This is a genomic window from Rhizobacter sp. Root1238 (assembly GCF_001425825.1).
Lineage (GTDB): Bacteria > Pseudomonadota > Gammaproteobacteria > Burkholderiales > Burkholderiaceae_C > Rhizobacter.
The window spans coordinates 201,321-227,582 of sequence record NZ_LMDM01000012.1 but is presented as its reverse complement, the minus strand read 5'-3'; the positions used below and the strand labels follow the sequence as shown (position 1 = coordinate 227,582).

Annotated in this window: 21 protein-coding genes and 1 riboswitch; of the genes, 18 read left to right on the top strand and 3 right to left on the bottom strand. The window is 69.5% G+C overall.

All coding sequences use genetic code 11. The annotated features are described in order from the left end of the window. A complete protein-coding gene (gene thiC / locus ASC98_RS11935) occupies positions 1 to 1,893 on the bottom strand; it encodes a phosphomethylpyrimidine synthase ThiC (protein WP_056804469.1) in 1,893 nt (630 codons plus the stop codon). Between the two features lie 60 nt (positions 1,894 to 1,953). Beyond that, positions 1,954 to 2,066: riboswitch (TPP riboswitch) on the bottom strand. A 137-nt stretch (positions 2,067 to 2,203) separates the two neighbouring features. On the opposite strand from thiC, the gene ASC98_RS11930 reads away from it, so the two are divergent. From ASC98_RS11930 to ASC98_RS11895, 8 genes are all read left to right on the top strand, one after another. Further along, positions 2,204 to 2,848, top strand: a complete 645-nt coding sequence (locus ASC98_RS11930) for a hypothetical protein (protein ID WP_056804466.1) — start codon at positions 2,204 to 2,206, stop codon at positions 2,846 to 2,848. A 46-nt stretch (positions 2,849 to 2,894) separates the two neighbouring features. Next, a complete protein-coding gene (locus tag ASC98_RS11925) occupies positions 2,895 to 3,566 on the top strand; it encodes an ABC transporter ATP-binding protein (RefSeq protein ID WP_056804463.1) in 672 nt (223 codons plus the stop codon). Continuing rightward, a complete protein-coding gene (locus tag ASC98_RS11920; RefSeq protein WP_056804461.1) occupies positions 3,563 to 4,771 on the top strand; it encodes an FtsX-like permease family protein in 1,209 nt (402 codons plus the stop codon). Before ASC98_RS11925 ends, ASC98_RS11920 begins: the two co-directional genes overlap by 4 nt. An 11-nt stretch (positions 4,772 to 4,782) precedes the next feature. Beyond that, on the top strand, positions 4,783 to 5,514 hold the full coding sequence (locus ASC98_RS11915; RefSeq protein WP_056804458.1) for an outer membrane lipoprotein-sorting protein: 732 nt from the start codon (positions 4,783 to 4,785) through the stop codon (positions 5,512 to 5,514). 1 nt (position 5,515) lies between these two features. Further along, the gene (locus ASC98_RS11910; protein WP_056804456.1) at positions 5,516 to 6,490 is read left to right on the top strand and encodes a hypothetical protein; all 975 of its coding nucleotides are present in this window, start codon (positions 5,516 to 5,518) and stop codon (positions 6,488 to 6,490) included. 165 nt (positions 6,491 to 6,655) lie between these two features. Next, positions 6,656 to 8,266, top strand: a complete 1,611-nt coding sequence (locus tag ASC98_RS29430; RefSeq protein ID WP_082541837.1) for a chitinase — start codon at positions 6,656 to 6,658, stop codon at positions 8,264 to 8,266. Between the two features lie 148 nt (positions 8,267 to 8,414). Further along, positions 8,415 to 9,482 (top strand): phospholipase A, encoded by a 1,068-nt coding sequence (locus tag ASC98_RS11900; protein ID WP_056804453.1) that lies wholly within the window; start codon positions 8,415 to 8,417, stop codon positions 9,480 to 9,482. A 15-nt stretch (positions 9,483 to 9,497) separates the two neighbouring features. After that, on the top strand, positions 9,498 to 9,827 hold the full coding sequence (locus ASC98_RS11895) for a low molecular weight protein tyrosine phosphatase family protein (RefSeq protein ID WP_056804449.1): 330 nt from the start codon (positions 9,498 to 9,500) through the stop codon (positions 9,825 to 9,827). A gap of 39 nt (positions 9,828 to 9,866) precedes the next feature. Here the strand turns inward: ASC98_RS11895 and ASC98_RS11890 are convergent, their stop codons facing one another. Together ASC98_RS11890 and ASC98_RS11885 are read right to left on the bottom strand one after the other, a co-directional pair. Beyond that, entirely contained in the window at positions 9,867 to 10,124 is a 258-nt protein-coding gene (locus tag ASC98_RS11890; protein WP_056804446.1) for a hypothetical protein, read from the bottom strand. Between the two features lie 330 nt (positions 10,125 to 10,454). Continuing rightward, positions 10,455 to 14,015 (bottom strand): indolepyruvate ferredoxin oxidoreductase family protein, encoded by a 3,561-nt coding sequence (locus tag ASC98_RS11885; protein ID WP_056819970.1) that lies wholly within the window; start codon positions 14,013 to 14,015, stop codon positions 10,455 to 10,457. Between the two features lie 192 nt (positions 14,016 to 14,207). Here ASC98_RS11885 and ASC98_RS11880 point away from each other — a divergent pair, with 192 nt between their 5' ends. The 10 genes from ASC98_RS11880 (at position 14,208) to ASC98_RS11835 (ending at position 26,253) form a co-directional block, all read left to right on the top strand. Next, positions 14,208 to 14,771 carry an Lrp/AsnC family transcriptional regulator gene (locus ASC98_RS11880; protein ID WP_082541836.1) on the top strand — a complete coding sequence of 188 codons (564 nt, stop codon included), beginning with the start codon at positions 14,208 to 14,210 and terminating at the stop codon, positions 14,769 to 14,771. Next, positions 14,768 to 15,712 (top strand): LysR family transcriptional regulator, encoded by a 945-nt coding sequence (locus ASC98_RS11875; protein WP_056819967.1) that lies wholly within the window; start codon positions 14,768 to 14,770, stop codon positions 15,710 to 15,712. Before ASC98_RS11880 ends, ASC98_RS11875 begins: the two co-directional genes overlap by 4 nt. Before the next feature lie 285 nt (positions 15,713 to 15,997). Next, positions 15,998 to 18,097 (top strand): bifunctional rhamnulose-1-phosphate aldolase/short-chain dehydrogenase, encoded by a 2,100-nt coding sequence (locus ASC98_RS11870; protein ID WP_056804431.1) that lies wholly within the window; start codon positions 15,998 to 16,000, stop codon positions 18,095 to 18,097. A 17-nt stretch (positions 18,098 to 18,114) separates the two neighbouring features. After that, positions 18,115 to 19,407 (top strand): L-rhamnose catabolism isomerase, encoded by a 1,293-nt coding sequence (gene rhaI, locus ASC98_RS11865; RefSeq protein ID WP_056804430.1) that lies wholly within the window; start codon positions 18,115 to 18,117, stop codon positions 19,405 to 19,407. Between the two features lie 109 nt (positions 19,408 to 19,516). Continuing rightward, positions 19,517 to 20,446 carry a rhamnose ABC transporter substrate-binding protein gene (gene rhaS / locus ASC98_RS11860; protein ID WP_369820440.1) on the top strand — a complete coding sequence of 310 codons (930 nt, stop codon included), beginning with the start codon at positions 19,517 to 19,519 and terminating at the stop codon, positions 20,444 to 20,446. Positions 20,447 to 20,654: 208 nt separating this feature from the next. Next, positions 20,655 to 22,190 (top strand): sugar ABC transporter ATP-binding protein, encoded by a 1,536-nt coding sequence (locus ASC98_RS11855; protein ID WP_056804427.1) that lies wholly within the window; start codon positions 20,655 to 20,657, stop codon positions 22,188 to 22,190. Further along, positions 22,187 to 23,170, top strand: a complete 984-nt coding sequence (locus ASC98_RS11850) for an ABC transporter permease (protein ID WP_056804424.1) — start codon at positions 22,187 to 22,189, stop codon at positions 23,168 to 23,170. Before ASC98_RS11855 ends, ASC98_RS11850 begins: the two co-directional genes overlap by 4 nt. After that, on the top strand, positions 23,167 to 24,132 hold the full coding sequence (locus ASC98_RS11845) for an ABC transporter permease (RefSeq protein WP_056804421.1): 966 nt from the start codon (positions 23,167 to 23,169) through the stop codon (positions 24,130 to 24,132). The genes ASC98_RS11850 and ASC98_RS11845 overlap by 4 nt, the downstream gene beginning before the upstream one ends. Continuing rightward, a complete protein-coding gene (locus tag ASC98_RS11840; protein WP_056804417.1) occupies positions 24,132 to 24,446 on the top strand; it encodes an L-rhamnose mutarotase in 315 nt (104 codons plus the stop codon). The genes ASC98_RS11845 and ASC98_RS11840 overlap by 1 nt, the downstream gene beginning before the upstream one ends. Before the next feature lie 520 nt (positions 24,447 to 24,966). Next, positions 24,967 to 26,253, top strand: coding sequence for an FGGY-family carbohydrate kinase (locus ASC98_RS11835; protein WP_056804414.1), 1,287 nt, complete (start codon positions 24,967 to 24,969; stop codon positions 26,251 to 26,253). Positions 26,254 to 26,262 lie beyond the last annotated feature (9 nt).

The following is a 26,262-nucleotide window of genomic DNA, read 5'->3' as shown; positions in this document are numbered from 1 at the left end:
TCAGAGGTAGAGCTCGCCGCCGTGCGCGCGGAACTCTTCGGCCTTGCCGTCCAGCGCCTGGCGGATCTCGATCACGGGCTTCGCGGCAACGTCGCGCTGCGCGAAGGCCCGCACCTCCTGGCTGATCTTCATCGAGCAGAACTTCGGGCCGCACATCGAGCAGAAGTGCGCGACCTTCGCGTTCTCCTTCGGCAGCGTCTCGTCGTGGTACGCCATCGCGGTGTCGGGGTCGATCGCGAGGCGGAACTGGTCTTCCCAGCGGAACTCGAAACGCGCCTTCGACACCGCGTTGTCCCACATCTGCGCGCCGGGAAAGCCCTTCGCCAGATCGGCCGCATGCGCCGCGATCTTGTACGCGATCAGGCCCTGCTTCACGTCGTCGCGGTTCGGCAGCCCGAGGTGCTCCTTCGGCGTCACGTAGCAGAGCATCGCGGTGCCGTACCAGCCGATGTTGACCGCGCCCATCGCCGACGCGATGTGGTCGTAGCCGGGCGAGATGTCGGTGATCAGCGGGCCGAGCGTGTAGAACGGCGCCTCGGCGCAGGCGGCGAGCTGCTTGTCGACGTTCTCCTGCACCAACTGCAGCGGCACGTGGCCGGGGCCTTCGATCATCACCTGCACGTCGTGCTGCCAGGCCACCTGGGTCAGCTCGCCCAGCGTGGTCAGTTCGGCGAACTGGGCCTCGTCGTTGGCATCGGCGATCGAGCCGGGGCGCAGGCCGTCGCCGAGCGAGAAGCAGACGTCGTACGCTTTCATGATCTCGCAGATCTCGTCGAAGCGTTCGTACAGGAAGCTCTCGCGGTGGTGCGACAGGCACCACTTGGCCATGATCGAGCCGCCGCGCGAGACGATGCCGGTCAGGCGGTTCGCGGTCAGCGGCACGTGCGCGAGCCGCACGCCGGCATGGATGGTGAAGTAGTCGACGCCCTGCTCGGCCTGCTCGACGAGCGTGTCGCGGAACAACTCCCAGGTCAGGTCCTCGGCGCGGCCGTTCACCTTCTCGAGCGCCTGGTAGATCGGCACGGTGCCGATCGGCACCGGCGAGTTGCGCAGGATCCACTCGCGGGTCTCGTGGATGTTCTCGCCGGTCGACAGGTCCATCACCGTGTCGGCGCCCCAGCGGATCGCCCACACCAGCTTGTCGACCTCTTCCTCGATGCCGGACGTCACGGCCGAATTGCCGATGTTGGCATTGACCTTCACCAGGAAGTTGCGGCCGATCACCATCGGCTCGCTCTCCGGGTGGTTGATGTTGCAGGGGATTACCGCGCGGCCGCGCGCCACCTCGCTGCGCACGAACTCGGGCGTGATGTCGACGGCGAGCGCCGCGCCGAACGGGTGGCCGCGCTGCGGCAGGCGCTCGGTCGCGAGGCGCTCGCGCAGCTGGGCCTTAACCAGGTTCTCGCGCAGCGCGATGAACTCCATCTCGGGCGTGACGATGCCTCGGCGCGCGTAATGCATCTGCGAGACGTTGGCGCCGGGCTTCGCGCGGCGCGGCAGCGGCGGGCTGGCCATGCGCAGCGCGGCCAGCGCCGGGTCGTCGAGCCGGGCGCGGCCGTAGGCGCTGCTGATGTGCGGCAGGGCTTCGGAGTCGCCGCGGTCGGCGATCCACGCGCGGCGCAGCGGCGGCAGGCCGCGGGTGATGTCGATTGCGGCCTGCGGATCGGTGTACGGGCCCGACGGGTCGTAGACGCGCAGCGGAGGGTTCGGCTCGCGCAGCGGCTCGCCGTGCGGCTGCTGCACCAGCGTGTCGGAGAGCGCGATCTCGCGGAACGGCACGCGCAGGTCGGGGCGGCTGCCGTCGAGGTAGACCTTGCGCGAGCCGGCGAACGGCGTGCGGGTGATGCGGCGGGAGAGCTCGTCGGTGTCGACGGAGGAAGCTTGCTTGGCCATGCGGTCTCCAGAGGTGGTGTGCCTGCCTGGGAGACCGTGCCCCGCGTGAGCGGATGGGACCGGTGGCCGAGTGCTGTTTCCTACGCGGGGATGACCCCGATCAGGTTCAACGGGTTAGGCCATGAAGCCCTCTCAGCCTTGGATTCGCATCCTCGGCACCCCGACAAGCGGGTGGATTCTAGGACACGGAACGTTGCTCGCGCCAGCTTTGCGGCATCTGGCGCCGGCCCGTGCCGTTTCGTCGCAGCGCGGCTGCGTGGCCGCGGCAGCGCTCCGAGGATGCACGGCATCGCCACCTCCGGAGACTTCGATGCCTGCTTCCTTCGTTCCGCGCGCGCTGGCCTCGGCCGCGCTCTCGCTGCTGCTCGCCACCAGCCAGGCCGCACCCGACACGCAATTCCAGCCCGCGTTCCAGCGCTTCAACCAGGGCATGGCCGGCGACAAGGCCGCCGTCGACGACGCGGCCGAAGCCTTCGACAAGCTGCAACAGGCCGAGCCGACAAGTCCGGTGCTGATGGCCTACAGCGGCGCCGCCATCGCGATGAAGGCCCGCACGACGCTGCTGCCGTGGAAGAAGATGGGCTTCGCCGAGGACGGCCTCGCGATGCTCGACAAGGCGCTCGCGCTGCTGACGCCGGTACACGATGCGATCGGTCAGCACGGCACGCCGGCCAGCCTGGAGACGCGCTTCGTCGCGGCCAGCACCTTCCTCGCGGTGCCCGACTTCATGCACCGCGGCGCACGCGGCAACGCGTTGCTGGCCGAGGTGCTGGCCAGCCCGCTGCTCGCGCAGGCGCCATTGCCGTTCCAGGCCTCGGTGTGGATGCGCGCCGGCGCGCAGGCCGCGAAGGAGAACCGCGTGGCCGATGCGCGTCGCTTCTACGAGCAGGTGGTGCAGCACGGCGCGCCGCAGGCCGAGCACGCGAAGGCGGCGCTGCAAGGCCTGCCGTCGTGAGGCGGGCCGAGCGCCGGGCCGCTCTCCAGGCGAGCGAGGGGTCGTCATGAATGCGGCCGTCGAACTGCGCGGCGTGCGCAAGAGCTACCGGCTCGGGTCGCACCTGATCCCGGCTCTGCAGGGCGTGGACCTCGCGGTCGCGCGCGGCGAGTTGCTCGCGCTGACCGGCCCCTCGGGCAGCGGCAAGAGCACCCTGCTGAACCTGTGCGGCCTGATCGACACCGCCGATGCCGGCGAGATCGCGATCGGCGGCCGGCCCGTGGCTGGCCTGGACGAGGTGCAGCGGACGCTGCTGCGCCGCGATGCGCTCGGCTTCGTGTTCCAGGGCTTCAACCTGGTGCCGGTGATGACGGTGGCCGAGAACGTCGACTACCCGCTGTTCATCGCCGGCGTGCCGGCGGCCGAACGGCGCGAGCGTGTCGCCGCGCAACTGGCCGCGGTCGGATTGCACGACCATGCCGGTCACCGGCCCGACGCACTGTCGGGCGGGCAGCGCCAGCGCGTCGCGATCGCACGCGCGCTGGTCAAGCGGCCGAAGCTCGTGATCGCCGACGAGCCGACCGCGAGCCTCGACTCCGCCACCGCCGACCAGGTGCTCGCACTGATGCGCGAGCGCGGCCATGCCGAAGGCGCCGCGTTCGTCATCGCGACGCACGATGCGCGCCTCACGAAACGCTGCGACCGCACGGTGGCGCTGCGCGACGGGAGGATCGAATGAAGTGGCTGTATTTCGCGTGGCTCAACACGCTGCGCAACCGGCGGCGCTCGCTCGTCACCGTCGGCATCGCGGCGCTCGGCACCGCGGCCATCCTGCTGGCCGGCGGCTTCGCGCTGTCGACCTACCATGCGCTCGCGCAGGCGGCGGCGCGCAGCACCGGGCACCTGGTGATCGGCCGGCCGGCGCAGTTCACGAGCGACGAAGACACGCCGCTGCAGCACGGCCTCGACGATGTCGCCGCGCTGCGCACGCAGCTGCTGGCCGACCGCGCGGTGCGCCAGGTGCTGCCGCGGGTCGAGTTCAGCGGCCTGGTCAGCAACGGCGACAAGTCGACCGTGATGATGGCCCACGGCGTCGACCCCGACGGCGAGTTCTCGGTGAAGGGCCCGTTCCTGACGATGACGGCGGGCGACGTGCTGTACAGCGCCGACCGCGCCGAGGTGATGCTCGGCGACGGCCTCGCGCGCAGCCTGAAGGCGCGCCCCGGCAGCAGCCTGACGCTGCTGGCCAGCACCACCGACGGCGCGCTGAATGCGCTGGACGTGCGGGTGAAGGGCGTGTTCTCGACCGGCGTGCCGGAGATCGACAAGCGCCTCGTCTACACCGACCTGGCCACCGCGCAGAAGCTGCTGAACACGACACGGGTGTCGACGCTCGGCGTGTTCCTCGACCGGATGGAGTCGACCGCACCGGCACGCGAGCGCATGGCAGCGATGTTCCCGTCGCTCACCGTGCAGACCTGGCTCGACCAGGCGTTCTTCTACCGCTCTGTGCGCGACCTCTACAACCGCATCTTCGGCGCGCTCGGGCTGATCATCGGCGTGATCGTGATCTTCGTCGTCGCGAACGCGATGGCGATGGCCATCATCGAACGCACGCGCGAGATCGGCACGCTGCGTGCGCTCGGCACGCTGCCGTCGCAGCTGCTGCGCACGCTGGCGCTGGAGGGCCTGCTGCTCGGCGGCACCGGTGCGCTGCTCGGCGCGGCGCTGGCCGGCGCGGTCTCGCTGCTGCTGTACGTGGTGCCGGTGCAGATGCCACCGCCGCCCGGCCGCTCCAGCGGCTACCCGCTGACGATCGAGGTCGACCCGCTGATGTTCGCCGCCACCGTGCTCGCGATGCTGCTGCTCGCGATGGCCGCAGCCGCGCTGGTCGCCCGCAAGACCGTCCACACGCCGGTGGTGGATGCGCTCGCCCACACCTGAAGGAACTCCCGATGAAACGCTTCCTCGCGATCGCGCTCGGCCTGCTCGCCGCGTCATCGCACGCACAGGACATCGCCCCGCTGCTGAAGGCCGCCGACCGCTTCCGCATGGGCAGCGACAACCTGCAGGTCGACACGCTGGTCAGCGTCTTCAACACCGACGGCTCGCCCGACAAGGAGCGGCGCTACACCGTCTTCGCGCAGGCCGGCCACCGCTCGCTGGTGCTGATGCAGAGCCCGGCCGAGAAGGGCCAGAAGGTGCTGATGCTCGGTGACGACTTCTGGCTGCTGATGCCCGGCAGCCAGCGCCCGCTGCGCATCACGCCGATGCAGAAGCTGCTGGGCGACGCGTCGACCGGCGACATCGCGACGCTGAGCTGGGCCGACGACTACGGTGGCCGCGTCGTCGACGAGGAACGCTGCGGCGAGGTGGCGTGCCTGCACCTGAGCCTCGCGGCCGGCCGCAAGGGCGTCACCTACCAGCGCATCGAGCTGTGGCTGGGCACAACGCGGCACGAGCCGATCCGGGCCGAGCTGTACGTGCAGTCGGACAAGCTGGCGAAGCAGGCGGTCTTCGTGTTCGACAAACCGGCCGCGCCGACGCAGGTGACCGAGATGCTGCTGCGCGACCAGTTGAGCAACCACAAGGAGACGCGGGTGCGCTACGTCTCGCGCGCGCCGCGCAGCGTGCCCGAGGCTTGGCTGAACCCGATGTTCCTGGCCCGCAACCCCACTCTCGATTGACATGCGCCGCGTGCTCTGGATCGCGCTGTGGGCGCTCGCGGGCGGGGCCGCGGCCGGCGACGAATTCAGCGGACAGGTGCGCGCGCACCGGGAGCAGGTGCAGGGCACCGCACCGCCGAGCACCGACACGCTCGACGCCGAGCTGCGCGGCCACTGGAAGGCACTCAGCGGCAACGTCGTCTTCACGCAGCAGCGGCTTGATGGTGGCGCGTGGCACGGCGACGCCACCGTCAACGAGCTGTATGCCTCGGGCGAAGCGCTGGGCTGGCAGTGGAGCGGCGGTCGCAAGATCGTCGCGTGGGACGTCGGCTACGGCTTCCGTCCGAACGACGTCGTGCAGCAGGAGCAGCGCCGCACCCTGCTCGCGACCACGCCGCAAGGCCGCGGCGTGCTGCAGGCCGAGCACTTCGATGCCGACACCGCGTGGACCCTGGTGTGGGTCAACCCGCGCAGCGAGGCGGGCGCAGGCGGCGATGAAGAGGCGCTGGCCGCTCGCGTGTACCGGCGCGTCGGCGCGGCCGACTGGCATGGCTTCGCGCGCGTCGGCGAGCATTCGCGCGGCAGCATCGGCGCGGCCACCTCGTGGGTCGCGACCGAGAGCCTCGAACTGCATGCCTCGGCACGGCGAGCTTTGCAGTCGCACATCACGCAAGCCCTGGCCGGCGCCACCTGGACCGGCGAGAGCAAGCTCAGCCTGACGGCCGAGGCCTGGTTCGACGGCAGCGCGGCCCGGCCGCAGCCGCGCGGAAATGTGTATCTGCGTGCAGCTTGGGAGCACGAAGGCTGGCAACCTGTGGTCGACTTGCTGCTGGTGCCGGCCGACCGCGGCCGCATCGCCACCGCGGCGCTTGGCTGGCAGGGCGACCGCTGGCGATTCGATGGCGGCGTGCGTTGGTACGGCGGACCGGAGACGGCCGCCATCGCGCACCTGCCGATCCGGCGGCTCGCCTTTTTTGCGGCAACCTGGCCGTTTTGACGGGCGTCGAACGAACGCACGGGACGGGATCTCCTCGCTTCACACCGTTCGTTACTGGTATTACGATGGTATTGCCTGGTAGCGGATTGGTTCCATGCGCCAATCAGGCAAATGCCGTCCCGCCGTGCAGGTGGGGTTCATCGACTTGCCGAGGGGAGATCCACCATGTTCAACGCACCGCACAAGCTGCGCCTGCTCGCCGCGCTGGCGACGTCCGTCGCCGCCGTGTCCGCCTATGCCGCCTACCCGGCCTGGAAGGTCGACACCTTCTACGCTGCCGGCACCGTCGTCTCGTACAACGGCCACGACTACCGTGCGCTGGTCAGCCAGACCGACTATGCGAGCACCGGCTGGAACCCGACCACCGCGAGCCTGTGGACCGACCTCGGCGTCAGCAGCGGCTCGCCGGCGCCTGCCCCCGCACCTTCTCCGGCTCCCTCGCCGGCCCCGGCACCCGCACCGTCTCCCTCGCCGTCGCCCAGCCCCGCCCCGGCACCGGCCGGTTGCAGCCCGCTGTGGCTCGCCGCCACGCAGTACAACGGCGGTGCGCTGGTCAGCGTGAACGGCACCAACTACAAGGCGAACTGGTGGACGCAGGGCCAGAACCCGTCGTCCAACAACGGGCCGGTCGGCAGCGGCCAGCCGTGGACCGCGACCACCAACTGCAACGGCGCACCCGCACCGGCACCCGCTCCCGCCCCGGCGCCTGCCCCCGCACCGGCTCCCGCGCCCGCGCCCGCGCCTGCGCCTGCACCGGCCCCTGCGCCCGCTCCGGCTCCGGCTCCCGCGCCGGCCCCTGCACCGGCGCCCGCGCCGTCGGCCGACATCGCGAAGCACGCGCTCGTCGGCTACTGGCACAACTTCACCAACCCGGCCGGCAACACCTACCCGCTGAGCCAGATCCCGGATGCCTGGGACGTGATCGTCGTCGCGTTCGCCGACAACGCCGGTGGCGGCAACGTCAGCTTCACGGTCGATTCCAACGCCGGCAGCGAGGCGCAGTTCATCGCCGACGTGCGGGCGCTGAAGGCCAAGGGCAAGAAGGTGGTGCTGTCGCTGGGCGGGCAGAACGGCTCGGTCAGCGTCGGCTCGCAGGCCGAGGCCACGAACTTCACGAACAGCCTGTACGCGATCATCCAGAAGTACGGCTTCGACGGCATCGACCTCGACCTGGAGAACGGCGTCGCGCAAGGTGCGCCGATCCAGCAGTACCTGGTCAGCTCGGTGAAGGCGCTGAAGGCCAAGGTCGGCTCGAAGTTCTACCTGTCGATGGCGCCGGAGTGGCCGTACGTGCAAGGCGGCTTCATCTCGTACGGCAGCATCTGGGGCGCCTACCTGCCGATCATCGACGGCCTGCGCAACGACCTGTCGATCATCCACGTGCAGTACTACAACAACGGCGGGCTCTACACGCCGTACCAGGGCAACCCGTATCCGGAAGGCTCGGTCGACATGCTGGTGGCCGGCAGCAAGATGCTGATCGAAGGCTTCGGGCTGTCGAACGGCTCGGCGGGCAACTTCGCCGGCCTGCGTGCGGACCAGGTCGCGTTCGGCGTGCCGTCGGGCCCGCGCTCGGCGAACTCCGGCTTCGTCACGTCGGCCACCGTCAACAACGCGGTGGACTGCATGGTGAAGCTGACCGGTTGCGGCAGCGTGCGCCCGAACCAGGCGTATCCGACCTTCCGCGGCGTGATGACCTGGTCGATCAACTGGGACCGCTTCGACGGCTACAACTTCTCGGCGCCGGTCGGTGCCCACCTGAAGTCGCTGCCCTGAGATGACGGCCGTCGGCAAGGTCGATTGATGCAGTAGTGATACCCGAGCGGCGGGACGCCCATCCGGCGCCCGCCGCTCGGAGATTCACGACATGGCCCTACCATCCGGGCGCATGCCACTGACCACGCCGACCCCGTCGACTCCCTCGATGCTCCGACATGCCGGGGCCCTCGCCAGCCTGATCGTTCCGCTGTCGACAGCGTTCGCGCAGGCGAATGACCTGGCCGCCTGCGCCGAGATCGGTGCGCCGGCCGACCGGCTCGCCTGCTACGACAAGCTCGCGGGTCGCGCCGTCGACCTGCCGGCAGCCACCGGCCCTGAAGGCGCCAGCGATTCGCAGCTCGCGCCCAAGGCCCAGTTGCTGCCGCCGGCGAAGCAGCCGATTGCCGGCAGCGGCAGCCTGGTGTCCCGCTACTGGGAGCTCGATCCCGAGGACAAGCGCGGCACCTTCAACTTCGTCGGCTACCGGCCCAACTACATCCTGCCGGTGCACCTGACGAGCCGCATCAACCGCGAGCCGAAATCGCCGAACCAGGCGGGCGTGCCGCTGCCGGACTACAAGCGCGTCGAGGCCAAGTTCCAGCTGTCGCTGCGCACCAAGGCGCTGCAGGACGTCGGCTTCGACGGTGGCGACGTGTGGCTGGGTTTCACGCAGCAGGCGCTGTGGCAGATCTGGAACGGCAAGGATTCGAAGCCGTTCCGCAACAGCGACTACGAGCCCGAGGTGCTGTACGTGGTGCCGACGCCGAAGGCCTGGCGCGGGCTGCCGTTCGGCTGGCAGTGGCGCTATGCGCAACTGGGCATCGCGCACCAGTCGAACGGCCAGTCCGACCCGCTGTCGCGCAGCTGGAACCGCGCCTGGTTCGGCGTCGGCTTCGAGCGCGAGACCCTGTCGCTGAGCACGCGGCTGATCCACCGTTTCAGCGAGAACGGCGACACCGACAACAACCCGGACCTGATCGACTACCGCGGCCGCAGCGAGACGCAGCTGAACTGGGCGAGCGGCAAGTCGACCGCGTCGCTGCTGTACCGCAGCACGCTCAAGGGCGTGAAGTACGGCGCGCTGCAGCTGGAGTGGACCTACCCGGTCTTCGGCGATCAGCCGAACGGCCTGCGCTGGTACCTGCAGGCCTTCCGCGGCTACGGCGAGACGCTGACGGACTACAACTTCCGGCAGACGAGCATGGGGGCGGGGGTGACGTTCCTGCAGTTCTGAGCTGAGACGCTGACGATGCAACGCGTGCTTTTTCTGTGCAGCCAGAACCGCCTGCGCAGCCCGACGGCCGAGCAGGTGTTCGCGTCGTGGCCGGACGTCGAATGCACGTCGGCCGGCCTCGACAGCTCGGCGCTGACGCCGCTGGACAGCGAGACGGTGCAGTGGGCGCAGGTGATCTTCGTGATGGAGCGGTCGCACCGCAACAAGCTGGCGCGCAAGTTCAAGCCCTGGCTGAGCGGCAAGCGCGTGATCGTGCTGGGCATTCCCGACGAGTACGCCTTCATGGACCCGGCGCTCGTCGACTTGCTGACGACGAAGGTGGGACCCTACTTGCGGGTGCGCTGACGCGGGTGCGGTGAAACGGGAAGCGGTGAGAGGAGGCTGTCAGCCCTTGGCGGCGGCCCGCTTGGCACGCTGCAACGGCGTCTGCTCGGGGATGCGGGCTGTCTTGCGGTCTTGCGCGTAGTGCCAGCCCGGCAGGGCCTTGGCCACCTGCGCCGCCTTGGTGGGCGGTGCCTCGACGAGCATCGAGCCGGCGGCACCGCCGACGACGATGCCGCCCAAGGCACGCACCGACTTCTTCGCCGCCGTGAGCGCCTTGGCGTCCACGTCGCTGGAGTTGAAGAAGACGAAGCGCGCCATGGCCGGGATTATCGCGCCAAGCCCTTGCCTTGCATACGGGCGGGGAATCCGAGGTCCTGGGCATGCGCGGTGGCCAGGCTCACGATGGCGGCCGAACGCCGGGCGTCGCGCGGCATGCCCAACACCGCGCTGACGGCCAGGCGGCAGCCTGCGCATCGTGGCCGCAGGGGCCGGTGCGTTCTTGCCGGCACGCGCCGGCGGAATGACGATGAGGCGACGCGGTCGCCGGGTCGGATCCATTGTTGTTGTCTCTCCCTGGGTGCGGCCATGCCGGCCGACATTGGTGTCGGCCGGTCGTGCGGCCCGCCCCCCAGTGTCGCGCAGCGTGGCTCAAGCCGCCTTCTGCTCCCCCGCCCGCCACTGCGCCATCAGCCCGGTCCACTTCGGCATCGCCGTCGCCAGGTGCCGCTCCTTCACATGTCCATACCCGCGGATGTCTTCCGGGATGCGTGCGATCTGCAGCGCGAGCGGCAGCGTCTGCGCATCCAGCCCGCGCAGCACCTCGTCGATGGAGTCGCGGTACTGGCCGATCAGCGCGCGCTCGGCCTTGCGCTCTTCGGTGCGGCCGAACGGGTCGAACGCGGTGCCGCGCAGCCCCTTGAACTTCGCGAGCACGCGGAACGCCGTCTGCATCCACGGGCCGAAGCGCTGCTTCACCAGCTCGCCCTTGTCGTTCTTCTTCGCGATGGCCGGCGGCGCGAGGTGGTAGTTCAGCGTGTAGTCGCCTTCGAACTGCGCCGCCACCTTGTCGAGGAAGCTCTTGTCGGTGTGCAGCCGCGCGACCTCGTACTCGTCCTTGTAGGCCATCAGCTTGAACAGGTAGCGCGCGACGTTCTCGGTCAGCTTGTGGCCGCCCAGCGGCGCCTCGGCCGCCCGCACCTTCTCGACGAAGGCCCGGTACTGCGCCGCATACGCCGCATCCTGGTAGCCGGTCAGGAACTCGACCCGCTTCGCGATCAGGTCGTCGACGTTCACGCTCTTGCGCACGAACTCGATCACCTGCGCCGCCTTGAACAGCGCCTTCACCGCGGCCAGGTCGTGCGCCGCGCGCCGGCCCCATTCGAAGGCCGCCTTGTTGTTGTCGACCTGCACGCCGTTCAGCTCGATCGCGCGCATCAGCGCCGCATGGCCGAGCGGCACGCGGCCCTTCTGCCACGCATAGCCGAGCATCAGCGGGTTGGTGTACAGCGAATCGCCGACCAGCTGCACCGCGAGCTCCTCGGCATCGAGCATGCCGACCTGCGCCGCACCGGCCGCCGCGACGATCGCGCCCTCGCAGTTCGCGCCCGGGAACTGCCAGTCCGGGTTGGTCACGAAGGCCGCGGTCGGCGAGCCGTGCGTGTTCAGCGCGACGAAGCTGCGGCCTTCTCGCAGCGTCGCGAGCGTCGCCTTGTTGGCACCGACGATCGGGTCGCAGGCAATCACCAGGTCGGCCTCCGCGGTGCCGACCTTGGTGGTGTGGATCGCCTCCATGCGGTTCGCGATCTGGATGTGGCTCCAGGTGCTGCCGCCCTTCTGCGCAAGTCCGGCCGAATCCTGCGTGACGATGCCCTTGCCCTCCAGGTGCGCGGCCATGCCGAGCAACTGGCCGATCGTGATCACGCCGGTGCCGCCGACGCCGGCGACGACGATGCCCCACGCCGTCTCGGCCACCGGCAGCACCGGCTCCGGCACCGCGATGCGCGACGGTTCGGGCCGCTCCTGCTTCGCCTTCTTCGCGCTCTTCAGCTGCCCGCCTTCGACGGTGATGAAGCTCGGGCAGAAGCCCTTCACGCAGGAGTAGTCCTTGTTGCAGGTGTTCTGGTTGATGCGGCGCTTGCGGCCGAACTCGGTCTCCACCGGCTCGACGCTCAGGCAGTTGCTCTGCACCGAGCAATCGCCGCAGCCCTCGCACACCAGCTCGTTGATCACGACCCGCTTCGCCGGCTCGACCATCGTGCCGCGCTTGCGGCGACGGCGCTTCTCGGTCGCGCAGGTCTGGTCGTAGATGATCGCGGTGGTGCCCTTCAGCTCGCGGTACTCGCGCTGGATGCGGTCGAGTTCGTCGCGGTGGAACACCTGCACGCCGTCGGCGAGCGCGACGCCGTCGTATTTCTCGGGCTCGTCGGTCACGATGCACAGCGCGGCCACGCCCTCGGCCTTCAGGCTGTTCATGATCTGAAGCACCGAATGGCCCTCGGGCCGTTCGCCGACGCGCTGCCCGCCGGTCATCGCGACCGCGTCGTTGTACAGCAGCTTGTAGGTGATGTTCACGCCGGCCGCGATGCTCTGGCGGATCGCCAGGCTGCCGCTGTGGAAGTAGGTGCCGTCGCCCAGGTTCGCGAAGATGTGCTCGTCGGTCGTGAACGGCGCCTGCCCGACCCAGGGCACGCCTTCGCCGCCCATCTGCGTGAAGGTGCTGGTGCTGCGGTCCATCCACACCACCATGTAGTGGCAGCCGATGCCGGCCACCGCGCGCGAGCCCTCGGGCACCTTGGTGCTGGTGTTGTGCGGGCAGCCGCTGCAGAAGAACGGCAGGCGGTCGCCGCCCTCGCTCTTCACCTCGACCAGGCTGCGCTCCTTGGCCTCGATCAGCGCGAGCCGCGCATCGATGCGCGCCGCGGTGTCGGCATCGACGCCGAGCTTCTTCAGCCGCTTGCCGATCGCCTTCGCGATGATCGCCGGCGTCAGGTCGGCCTGCGCGCGCAGCAGCCAGTTGCTGCCCGGGTTCGGCTGCGACCACTCGCCGCCGCTCTGGTCGCCGGCGACCTCGTCGAACTTGCCGAGCACGGTGGGCCGCACGTCGGGGCGCCAGTTGTAGAGCTCTTCCTTCAGCTGGTACTCGATGACCTGGCGCTTCTCCTCGACGACCAGGATCTCCTGCAGGCCCTTCGCGAACTCGCGCGTGATGGTCGCTTCGAGCGGCCACACCACGTTGACCTTGTGCAGCCGGATGCCCAGGCGACGGCAGGCGTCGTCGTCCAGCCCGAGGTCGTGCAGCGCCTGGCGGGTGTCGTTGTAGGCCTTGCCGCTCGCGATCAGGCCGAAACGATCGTTCGGGCCTTCGATCACGTTGTGGTTCAGCTTGTTGGCGCGGATGTAGGCGAGCGCGGCGTACCACTTGTGGTCCATCAGCCGCGCCTCCTGCTCGAGCGGGGCGTCGGGCCAGCGGATGTGCAGGCCGCCGGCCGGCATCACGAAGTCTTCCGGCAGCACGATGTTGACGCGGTCGGGGTCGACGCTGATGCTGGCCGACGATTCGACGATCTCCTGGATCGTCTTCATGCCCGACCAGACGCCGGCGAAGCGGCTCATCGCGAACGCATGCAGCCCCATGTCGAGGATGTCCTGCACGCTCGACGGAAAGAACACCGGCAGCCCGCAGGCCTTGAAGATGTGGTCGCTCTGGTGCGCCGCGGTGCTGCTCTTCGCGATGTGGTCGTCACCGGCCAGCGCGATCACGCCGCCGTGCTTCGCGGTGCCGGCCATGTTGGCGTGCTTGAACACGTCGGAGCAGCGGTCCACCCCCGGGCCCTTGCCGTACCAGATGCCGAACACGCCGTCGAACTTCTTGCTCTGCGGGTACAGGTCGAGCTGCTGCGTGCCCCACACCGCGGTGGCGCCCAGCTCTTCGTTGACGCCGGGCTGGAACACGATGTTCTGCGCCTGCAGGTGCTTCTTGGCCTGCCACAGCGCCTGGTCGTAGCCGCCGAGCGGCGAGCCGCGGTAGCCGCTGATGAAGCCGCCGGTGTTCAGGCCGGCCATCGCATCGCGCGTGCGCTGCAGCATCGGCAGCCGCACCAGCGCCTGCACGCCGCTCATGAAGGCGCGGCCGGTCGCGAGGCTGTACTTGTCGTCGAGGGAGACGCTCTCGAGCGCCTTGCGGATGGATTCGGGTAGCGGGGCGTTCATCGGCCAGGGCTCCTTGGGGGAGGGTTCGGTGAGGCGCGTCGACCGCTCGTGGCGGTGTCGGCACCGGGCTGCGCTGTGATGGGCGGGAAGCGGTCAGTGTAGGGATTCGCTCCTCGCAAGTCCTTTCTTTGTTTGCCCGCTCCGGTGGGGTCGGCGCAATAATCTTGCTGACATTTGTACCTGGGGACGCGAATGACGCTCAAAAAGGCCATATCAGGGAAAACCAGCAGGCCAGCTGCGACCTCGCCCGTCCCCACCCCCGAGCCGCATGGCGCCACGCTCGACCGCTACGACGTGCTGATCCTGCGCGAGCTGCAGCAGGACGCGCGGTTGTCCAACACCGAACTGGCGGCGCGCATCGGGCTGTCGGCCGCGCCCACCTGGCGGCGCGTCAAGTGGCTGGAGGAGCAGGGCTACATCACCGGCTACCGGGCCGAGCTCGACCGGCGCAAGGTCGGCCTGGGCGTGCTGGCCTTCGTGCGGGTGGATGCCAACCGCAACACCGGCAGCGAGACGCGCCAGCTGGAAGACGCGATCCGGCAACTGCCCGAGGTGATCGCCTGCCACTACATCTCGGGCGCCGGCACCTTCGAGCTGCAGGTGATGGCGACCGACCTGGATGCGTTCTCGCGCTTCTCGATCGAGACGCTGCTGAACCTGCCGAACGTGAAGGACATCCACACCAGCTTCTCGCTCGGCGAGGTGAAGGCGAGCGGCGCGTTGCCGCTCGGGCACCTGAAGGCGAGCGGCGCATGAAGAACCTGACGCTGCGCCAGCTGCGCGCCTTCGAGGCCGCCGCGACCACGCTGAGCCACTCGCGGGCCGCCGAGCAACTGCACCTGACGCAGCCGGCGGTGTCGATGCAGATCCGGCTGCTGGAGGACGAGCTCGGCCTGCCGCTGTTTCGCAAGCAGGGCCGCGGGCTGCAGCTCACCGACGCGGGCGACGAGGTGCTGCGCCATGCGCGCGGCATCCTCGGCGCGGTCCGCCACGCCGAGGACGCGCTGACCTCGATGAACTCGCTGGAAGGCCGCACGCGCGGGCAGCTGCACCTGGGCGTGGTGCCGACGGCGAACTACTTCGCGCCGCTGTTGATGATGGCGTTCCGCGAGCGCTTTCCCGAGGTCAAGCTGAAGCTGTCGGTGGACCGGCGCGACACCATCCTCGCGCTGCTGAACGAGCACCAGATCGACGTCGCGATCGCCGGCTACCCGCCGTCGGAGGCCGATGTCGAGGCCGAGGCCTTCGCGCGCCACCCGCACTGCATCGTCGCGGCGCCCGGGCACCCGCTGGCCGGCAAGCGGCGCATCGCGTGGAGCGAGCTGAAGGGCGAGCCGTTCATCTTCCGCGAGCCGGGGTCGGCGACGCGGCAGTTCCTCGAGCACCTGCTGCAGTCGCAAGCCTTGCAGGTCAACGTGACGATGGAGCTGTCGGGCAACGAGACCATCAAGCAGGCGGTGATGGCCGGCATGGGCATCAGCTTCATGTCGGCGCATGCGTTCCAGATCGAGCTGGCGGCCGGGCGCATGGCGGTGCTCGACCTGGTGGGCATGCCGAAGCTGCTCGACTGGTGCCTGCTGCACCGGCGCGACGGGGTGCTGGCGGGGGTGAACGCCGCATTCCGCGAGTTCGTGCTGGAGCAGGGGGCGCGGTTGGCGCATTGCGAATTGAAGCGGACACAGGGAATGAATGCATGACGCGGGTCTGCCCGGTGCCGGGGTGCGGCACCGGAAGAGCGCGGCAAGGAGCACGCCTCAGCGTTTTCCCGCACCTTCCCGTTCCCTCACCGTTCGCCCTGAGCAGGGACTGAGCTTGTCGAAGGCCCGTGTCGAAGGGTTGCAGTCGGAGCGCGCGACCCTTCGACAGGCTCAGGGCGAGCGGAGCGTGTTCGAACGGCGGCGCGAGGCATCAGGAGATTCAATGCCTCCGAATAAGAAACCATTGCTTGTCCTTATGCCTGGAGGCTCCTAGATTCCGTCTCCATGACTGATCCGACCCACCCCTTCCCGACCTGGGATGCCGCCCAGGCCGAACGCCTCGACGAACCCGGCCGGCTGCTGTACCGCTCGAACCTGCTGGGCTCCGACCTGCGCATCACGAACTACGGCGGCGGCAACACCTCCGCCAAGCTGCTGCAGCGCGACCCGCTGACGCAGCAGCAGGTCGAGGTGCTGTGGGTCAAGGGCTCCGGCGGCGATCTCGGCTCGATGAAGCTCGGCGGCTTCTCGACCCTCTACCTCGACAAGCTGCGCGCGCTGCAGGCGATCTACCGCGGCCCCGAGCATGAAGACGAGATGGTCGGCTACCTGCCGCACTGCACCTTCAACCTGAACGCCCGCGCCGCCAGCATCGACACGCCGCTGCACGCCTACCTGCCGTTCAAGCACGTCGACCACATGCACCCCGACGCGGTGATCGCGATCGCGGCAATGGAGAACAGCCGCGCGCTGACGCAGACGATCTTCGGCGGCACCGTCGGCTGGCTGCCGTGGCGCCGCCCGGGCTTCGAGCTCGGCATGCAGCTGCAGCGCCACGTCGCCGAGCACCCCGGCCTGCGCGGCCTCGTGCTGGCCGGCCACGGCCTGTTCACCTGGGGCGACGACGCCCGCAGCTGCTACGAGAACACCGTCGGCGTGATCCGCGATGCCCAGGCGTGGCTGCAGGCCGAGCGGCGCGAGCGCAAGCTCGTCAGCTTCGGCGGCCCGGCCCGCGAGCCGCTGCCCGGCGACGCGCAGCAGGCGCTGCTGGCCCGGCTGCTGCCGGTGCTGCGCGGTGCGGTCTCGCGCAGCGGCCACAAGCTGGCGCACGTCGACCGCTCGGCCGTCGTGCAGGAATTCGTCGACAGCCATGACCTCGAACGCCTGGCCGCGCTCGGCACCTCGTGCCCCGACCATTTCCTGCGCACCAAGATCCGCCCGCTGATCCTGCCGGCCTCGCTGTACGCACTCGACGGCCCGGCGCTGGCCGCCGCGATCGAGGAGCGCCTGGCCGCCTACCGCGCCGACTACAGCGCCTATTACGAGCGCTGCAAGCGGCCGGACAGCCCGGCGCTGCGCGACCCGAACCCGGTGATCGTGCTGCTGCCCGGCGTCGGCATGGTGTCGCTCGCGAAGGACAAGGCCACCGCCCGCATCGCCGGCGAGTTCTACGTCAACGCGATCAACGTGATGCGCGAGGCCGATGCGCTGGACCGCTACGTCGGCCTGCCGGAGCAGGAGGCCTTCGACATCGAGTACTGGCTGCTCGAAGAAGCCAAGCTGCAGCGCATGCCGAAGCCGAAGCCGCTGGTCGGCCAGGTGGCGCTGGTGACCGGTGGTGCCGGCGGCATCGGCCGCGCGATCGTCGAACGCCTGCTCGGCGAAGGCGCCTGCGCGGTGCTGCTCGACATCGACACCGAAGCGCTGGCGCAGGTCGGCGACGAGCTGCGCACGCGCTTCGGCCGCGACGTGGTGCGCACGCTGCGCTGCGACGTGACCGACGAGGCCAGCGTGATGCGCGCCCATGCCGATGCGGTGATCGAGTACGGCGGCATCGACATCCTGGTGTCGAACGCCGGCATCGCATCGGCCGCGCCGATCGAGGACACCACGCTCGAGCTGTGGATGCGCAACCAGTCGATCCTGAGCACCGGCTACTTCCTGGTCGGCCGCGAAGCCTTCCGCGTGATGAAGGCGCAAGGCATCGGCGGCGCCATCGTCTTCATCGCCAGCAAGAACGGCATGATCCCGAGCAACCAGGCCTCGGCCTACTGCGCGGCCAAGGCGAGCGAGATCCAGCTGGCGCGCTGCTTCGCGCTGGAGGGTGCGCCGCTGGGCATCCGCGCCAACGTGGTGAACCCCGATGCGGTGATCCGCGGCAGCAAGATCTGGACGGGCAGCTGGAGCCAGGAACGCGCGGCCGCCAACAAGATCAAGGAAGAAGAGCTGGAGGCCTTCTACCGCGACCGCTCGATGCTGAAGCGCAGCGTGCTGCCGCAGGACATCGCGGAAGCCACCTATTTCTTCGCATCCGACTTGTCGGCCAAATCGACCGGCAACATCCTCAACGTGGACGCGGGCAACCTCGCTGCTTTTCCGCGTTGAATCCCGAGGAGCACGACATGGCCACCCCGCTGATCGCCAGGACCCTGATCGACGCGCAGAACGCACCGCTGGCGCAGCGCGTGCGCGACGACTACGACACGCTGGGCGAGCAGCTCGCGCGGCGCGACATCGACATCGAGACCGTGCGCCGGCAGGTCGCGGCCTTCACGGTGGCCGTGCCGTCGTGGGGCGTCGGCACCGGCGGCACGCGTTTCGCGCGCTTCCCCGGCGCCGGCGAGCCGCGCGACGTGTTCGACAAGATCGAGGACTGCAGCGTGATCCAGCAACTGGCGCGCTGCACGCCGACCGTCTCGCCGCACTTCCCGTGGGACAAGTGCAGCGACTACAGCGAGCTGCGCGAGCATGCGGCGATGCGTGGCCTGGCCTTCGACGCGGTCAACTCCAACACCTTCTCCGACCAGAAGGGCCAGCCGCTGAGCTACAAGTTCGGCAGCCTGACGCACAGCGATGCAGCGGTGCGGGCGCAGGCGGTCGCGCACAACCTGGAGGTGATCGAGATCGGCCGCCAGCTCGGCAGCCGCGTGATCACGGTGTGGATCGGTGACGGTTCGAACTTCCCCGGCCAGCAGCATTTCCGGCGCAGCTTCGAGCGCTACCTCGACAGCACGCGGCGCATCTACGCCGGGCTGCCGGCCGACTGGCACCTATTCCTCGAGCACAAGATGTTCGAGCCGGCGTTCTACGCCACGGTGATCCAGGACTGGGGCTCCAGCCTGCTCGCCGCGCAATCGCTGGGCGAGCGGGCGCGCTGCCTGGTCGACCTGGGCCACCACGCACCGAACGTCAACATCGAGATGATCGTCGCGCGGCTGGTGCATGCGCGCAAGCTGGCCGGCTTCCACTTCAACGACAGCAAGTACGGCGACGACGACCTCGACAGCGGCAGCATCAACCCGTTCCAGCTGTTCCTCGTCTTCAACGAGCTGGTCGATGCCGCGCAGTCCGGTGCGCCCGACTTCGCGCCGGCCTACATGCTGGACCAGTCGCACAACGTCACCGACCCGATCGAGAGCCTGATGACCAGCGCCGCCAGCGTGCAGCGCTGCTACGCGCAGGCGCTGATCGTCGACCGCAAGGCGCTGACCGCCTACCAGGATGGCAACGACGCGCTGATGGCCGCGCAGGCGCTGAAGCAGGCCTACCAGACCGATGTGACGCCGATCCTGCAGCGCGTGCGGCTGGAGGCCGGCGGCGCGATCGAGCCGGTGGCGGCGTACCGCGCCAGTGGTTATCGCGCGCGGGTCGCCGAGGCGCGGCCGGCGTCGGGCCCGAGCAGCGGCATCGTCTGATTTCATGTTCCCCCGTCAGTTCAAAAACCAATCAGGAGACAAACCCGTGAAGAAACCTCTGCAAGTGTTGCTGGCCGCGCTGGTGTGCGCGGCCTTCGCCCCGGGCGCGATGGCGGCCGACAAGATCGCGCTGGTCGTCAAGAGCCTGGGCAACGGCTTCTTCGATGCCGCCAACCAGGGTGCGCAGGAAGCGGCCAAGGAGCTGAAGGACGTCGAGATCATCTACACCGGCCCGGCCAAGGCGACCGCCGAAGGGCAGATCGAGATCATCAACTCGCTGATCGCGCAGAACGTGAAGGCGATCGTGATCTCGGCCAACGACCCCGACGCGCTGGTGCCGGCGCTGAAGAAGGCGATGGCGCGCGGCATCAAGGTGGTGTCGTTCGATTCCGGCGTGCGCAAGGACGGCCGGCTGATGCACCTGAACCCGTCGTCGAACGCGCTGATCGGCGAGAAGCTGGTGAAGATGACGCAGGACGCGATCGGCGCCAACGGCGAGATCGCGGTGCTGTCGGCGACCGCGCAGGCGACCAACCAGAACATCTGGATCGACGAGATGAAGAAGGTGCTCGCGAAGCCGCCGTACACCGGGCTGAAGCTGGTCAGCGTCGTCTACGGCGACGACCAGACCGACAAGAGCTATCGCGAGGCGCAGGGCCTGTTCAAGAGCTACCCGAACCTGAAGGCGATCGTCGCGCCGACCACCGTCGGCGTCGCGGCCGCGGCGAAGGCGGTGCAGGACGAGAAGAAGGTCGGTGCGCTGTTCGTCACCGGGCTCGGGCTGCCGTCGGAGATGGCCGGCCATGTGAAGAGCGGCGCGGTGAAGTCGTTCGCGATCTGGAACCCGATCGACCTCGGCTACTCCGCGGTGTATGCGGCGCACCAGTTCGTGCACGGCAAGGCCAAGGGCGCGGCGGGCGAGAAGGTGTCGCTGGGCCGGGTCGGCACGGTGGCGCTGGACGCGAACAACGAGGCGGCGATGGCCGAACCGTTCACCTACGACGCCGGCAACGTCGAGAAATTCGCGAAGTTCTTCTGAGCATCAAGACGATGAATGGACAGCGCCTGTTCGTTCGCCCTGAGCTGGTCGAAGGGTGGGCGCGCATCGAGCAAGGGCTTCGACAAGCTCAGCCCGAATGGAAGATTCCGTTCGCCCTGAGCCTGTCGAAGGGCCGCCCTGAGCTTGTCGAAGGGCCTGCGCGCAGGGCACCCGGGCTTCGACAGGCTCAGCCCGAACGGGGGTGGCAATGAGCGAACCCCTGCTGCGCCTGCGCGGCATCCACAAGCGCTACGGGGCGACGCATGCCTTGCGCGGCGTGGACCTCGAACTGCAGCGCGGCGAGGTGCTCGCGCTGGTCGGCGAGAACGGTGCCGGCAAGTCGACGCTGGTGAAGATCCTGACCGGCGTGGTGCAGCCGGACGAGGGTACGATCGAACTCGATGGCCGTGCGCTGCGCTTCGCGCATGCGCAGGCCTCGCAGGCCGCCGGCATCGTCGCCGTCCACCAGGAGACGGTGATGTTCGACGAGCTGTCGGTGGCCGAGAACATCTTCATCGGCCGGCACCTGCAGCGCGGGCCGTTCATCGACTGGCCAGCGATGCACGCGCAGGCGGCGCAGGTGCTCGCGAAGATCGGCGCGCGCTTCGCGCCGGGGGTGCTCGTCAAGGACCTGAGCCTGGCCGAGCGGCACCTGGTGGAGATTGCGCGGGCCTTGTCGCAGCAGGCCTCGGTCGTCATCCTCGACGAGCCGACGGCCGCGCTGTCGCAGCAGGAGATCCGCGATTTCTACGGGCTGGTGCGCACGCTGCGCGAGCAGGGTGTCGGCGTGATCTTCATCACCCACAAGTTCGACGAGATCTTCGCGGTGGCCGACCGCTGGCTGGTGCTGCGCGACGGCGCGTCGGTGGGCTGCGGGGCGATCGCGCAGGCCGAGGAGCGCGAACTGGTGAAGCTGATGGCCGGCCGCGCGATCGAGCAGATCTACCCCGCTCCCGCCGCGCCGCCCGGCGAGGTGGTGCTGCGGGTGCGTGGGCTGTCGCACCCGAGCGAGTTCGACGGCCTGTCGTTCGAGCTGCGGCGCGGCGAGATCCTCGGCTTCTACGGGCTGGTCGGCTCGGGCCGCAGCGAGGCGATGCTGGCGCTGATGGGCCTGAACCCCGACGCGCGCGGCGAGTTCGAGATCGACGGCAAGCGCTTCAAGCCGGGCCGGGCCGGCGACGCGATCGCGGCCGGCATCGCCTACGTGCCCGAGGAGCGGCAGCGCCAGGGCGGCATCCTGAGCTTCTCGGTGCAGCACAACATCAGCCTGGCGGGGTTGTCGCGCTTTGCGCGCGGGCCGTGGCTGTCGGCGCTGCGCGAATCGGCGCTGTGCGGCCGGATGATCGAGCGGCTGCAGATCAAGACCGGTTCGCCGCACACGCCGATGGCGGGGCTGTCGGGCGGCAACCAGCAGAAGGTGGTGATCGCGAAGTGGCTGGGGCTCGACCCGCGCATCGTGATCCTCGACGAGCCGACCAAGGGCATCGACGTCGGCGCGAAGCAGGCGGTGTACCAGCTGATCGGCGAGATGGTCGCGCAGGGGCTGGCGGTGATCCTGGTGTCGTCGGAACTGCCGGAGGTGATGAACCTGGCGCACCGCGTGATCGTGATGCGGCGCGGCCGGCAGGTGGCGGAGTTCGCGCGCGACGGTGCCGAAGCGGAAGCGGTCGTCGCGGCCGCGTCGGGCCTGGCGCCGCCGCCGCGGCCGCAGGCACCGCTCGAACTGCGGGAGTTGGCGGCATGAAGGGCCTGAAGGATCGGTACCGCGAGATCGTGCTGCTGGCGATCATCGTCGCAATCGCGCTGGCCGTCGGTGCGCGCGCGCCGGTGTTCCTGACCTGGCACAACGCGCTCGACATCGCGAACGATTCGGCGATCCTCGCGATCCTGGTGATGGGGCAGATGCTGGTGCTGCTGACACGCGGCGTCGACCTGTCGGCCGCATCGAACCTGGCGCTGACCGGCATGCTGTGCGCGCTGGCCGGGCGCGCGCTGCCGCAGCTTGGCGTCGTGCCGCTGCTGCTGCTGGCGATCGCGATCGGCACGCTGCTCGGCCTCGTCAACGGCTGGTTGATCACGGTCTTCGAGCTGCCGCCGATCGTCGTGACGCTCGGCACCTTGTCGGCCTACCGCGGCGCGATCTTCGTCGCGAGCCAGGGCGCGTGGATCTCCGACCACCAGATCCATCCGGTGATCAAGGGCCTGCCGCGCGAGCAATGGCTGGGGCTGCCGGCGCTGGTGTGGATCGCCGCGGCAGTGGTGCTGGCGATGGCCGTGTTCCTGCGCTGGCGCCGCGAAGGGCGCGAGCTGTACGCGCTGGGCGGCAACCCGACCGCGGCGGCGTATGTCGGCATCCCGCTGCGGCGGCGGTTGCTGCTGGTCTATGCGGTCTCGGGCGCGCTGGCCGGCCTGGCCGGGTTGCTGTGGGTCGGCCGCTACGCGATCGCGTTCACCGAGCTGGCGGCGGGCTACGAGCTGACGGTGATCGCCGCCTGCGTGATCGGCGGCGTCAGCATCGGCGGCGGGGTGGGCAGCGTGGCGGGCGCGGTGCTCGGCGTGCTGTTCATCGGCGTCGTCAACGGCGCGTTGCCGGTGATCCAGGTGTCGCCATTCTGGCAGCAGGCGATCGCCGGCCTGGTGATCCTGGTGTCGGTCGCGGTCAATGCCGGTGCGCAGCGGCGCAGCGGCCGGCAGATTCTCGAACGACGGGAGGTGCCCGCATGACGCGCGCGTTTGGATTGTGGGAGCGCATGCTGCTCGCGTTGCTGGTGCTGCTGCTGGCCGGCTTCGGCCTCGGCATCGACGGCTTCATGACGCCGTATGCGCTGGCCGACAGCACCTTCAACTTCAGCGAGAAGGGGCTGCTCGCCCTCGCGATGGCGCTGCTGATCCTGGCCGGCGAGATCGACCTGTCGATCGCCGCGACGCTGTCGCTGTGTTCGCTGGCGATGGGTTTCGCGATGAAGGCCGGCGCCGGCCTGCCGCTGATGTTGCTGGCCGCCTTCGGCACCGGTGCGGCCGCGGGTGCGCTGAACGGCTGGCTCGTCACCGCATACCGCCTGCCGTCCATCGTCGTCACCATCGGCAGCCTGTCGCTGTACCGCGGGATCGCGCTGGTGGTGCTCGGCGACCAGGCGATCACCGGCTACCCCGACGCGCTGTCGGTGCTCGGCAACGGCTACCTCGGCGACCTGGTCGGCCTGCCGTGGCTGATCGTGCCGATCGAGTTCGCGATCCTGCTGGCGATGGCGGTGGCTGTTGCCGTGCTGCTGCACCGCACTGTCACCGGCCGCCGGCTGGTGGCGATCGGTGCGAACCCCGTCGCCTCGCGTTTCTCGGGCATCGAGGTCGACCGCCACCGCTTCGCGTTGTTCGTGTTCGCCGGCCTGATGGCGGCGTTGGCGGCCGTGCTGCTGACCGGTCGCATCGGCAGCACGCGCCCGAACATCGCGCTCGGCTGGGAGCTGGACGCAGTGACGATGGTGATCCTCGGCGGTGTCGCGATCGAAGGCGGTCGCGGCAGCATCGTCGGCGTGCTGCTGGCGGCGCTGCTGCTGGGCCTGTTCACCTTCGCGCTCGGCATGGCGAACATCTCGGGCATCGTGATGGCGATGATCGTCGGCATCCTGCTGATCGTCTCGATGGTGCTGCCGCGGCTGATGCGCGGCCCGCGGGTGCTGCTGTGATGGAGCAGGTTGCGTTCCGGATGCGGCTGAAGCCGGGCTGCGCGGCCGAGTACAAGCGACGGCACGATGCGCTGTGGCCGGAGCTGGCGAGCCTGCTGCACGAGGCCGGCGTGCGCGACTACAGCATCTTTCTCGACGAGGAGAGCCTGGCCTTGTTCGCGGTGCTGCGCCGGGCTGCCGATCATCGGATGGACGAGTTGCCGTTGCATCCGGTGATGCAGCGGTGGTGGGCGGAGATGGCGGAGCTGATGGAGGTCGAGCCTTCATCGGCGCCTTGCGTCGTCGACTTGAAGCCGATGTTTCATCTTGAATGAGGTACTGGTTTGTTGTCTGTCGGGGGCTCTCGCAAAGGCGCAGGTGGGGAGGCTGTGGTGCGCCGGACGGGTCGGTCTTCGCCCCTCCCGGGGCGAAGACTTCCCTCCGCCGGCTGGTGTCATGGCCCGTCGCCGAAACTCCCGCCGCTCTCTGCGTGAGGGCGAAAGAGACTGAACAGGCCGACGAAGCGTGCGGGCGCTCGCATGCTCAACAATCACTTCAGTCTTTTGCCCCCAACAAGCGCTGCTGGTTCTTCGCGGCGGGTGGCGGGATGCGCTGGGGGCGACTTCTGGGGCGACGGAGAAGATTGGTTTCGGGGGTGGCGCGCGCCAGCGCGCTTCGTGGACTGACTCATCGGCACTGTTTGACCACAACGAACGAAGTGAGTGGAGGGAGTTTGCCGATGCACCCCCGAAGCCGATCTTCTCCGTGGAGTCGGCCCGCCAGGGCCGACCGCCCCAGCCGAGCCCCCAGCGCATCCCGCCACCCGGCGCGACGCGCCGAAGCAGACACGCGACCATGAAGCACCAAGCCACCGTCGTGCTCGACATCGGCAAGACGCACGTCAAGCTGTGCGCCCTCGACGCGAGCGACCGCGTCCTCGCCGTCCGCACGCGAGACAACGCGAGCGTCCAGGCCCCCGCCGGCTACGCGGCCCTCGATACCGATGGCATCGAAGCGTGGCTGTGGGACAGCCTCGCGTCGCTGGCGAGCGAGTTCCACGTCGATCGCATCGTCACCAGCACCCACGGTGCGGCCTTCGCCGCGATCGACGCGGACGGCCTCGTGCTGCCGATCGTCGACTACGAGTTCGATGCCTACGACGGTCAACGGGATGCCTACGCCGAGGCCGTCGGCGACCTGCGCGAGTCGCTGTCTCCTCACCTGCCCATGGGCCTCAATGCGGCGCGGCCGTGGTACTGGCTGTCGCGCGAATGCCCGGGCGAGTTTGCGCGGGCGACCACGCTGCTGCCATACCCGCAGTACTGGGCCTGGCGGCTGAGCGGTGTTGCCGCGAGCGAGGCGAGTTCGCTGGGGTGCCACACGCACCTGTGGGCGCCGGTGGCACGCAGCTGGTCTCGCCTCGCCCGGGCCGAAGGCTGGGATCGGCGCTTCGCACCGCTGCGCTCTGCGTGGGACGTGCTCGGCCCCATGCGCCCGGAGCTGGCGAAGCGGCTCGGCCTGCCGGGCGATTGCCGCGTGCATGCCGGCGTGCACGACAGCAACGCCTGCCTTGCGCGCCACCTGCGGCGCTCGCCGGAAATGACGCTGGTCACCTCGGGCACCTGGACCGTGGTGATGGCCTGCGGCGGGAAGGTCGATCGCCTCGACCTGTCGGCCGACATGCTGGCCAACGTGTCGGTCGCGCAGGACCTGGTGCCGACCGCGCGCTTCATGGGCGGGCGCGACCACGCGGCCTTGTGTGCCGGTGCCGATCCCGACGCGGCCGACCTCGCGTGCCTGCCCGCACTCGCCGAGGCCGGCATCCAGGCCGTGCCGTCGGCCGATGGCGGCCACCCCCGCATCGTCTGCCATGGCGACGACATCACCGCGCAAGCGCCGCAACGGCTCACGCCGGTGCAGCGCGCCACGCTGGCCGCGCAGTACTGCGCGGCGATGACCGCCGAGCGGGTGCGCGCCCTGTCGGGCCCGTCGCCGGTCGTCATCGAAGGCCCGCTCGCACGCAATGCCGCCTACCTCGCGCTGCTCTCGCAGGCGTTGCCCGGTCACCGCTGCCAGGTGGGCGACGCCGCGATCGACGGGACCGTGCTGGGCGCACTCGGGTTGACCCGCTGGAACGATTGAACCGATGAG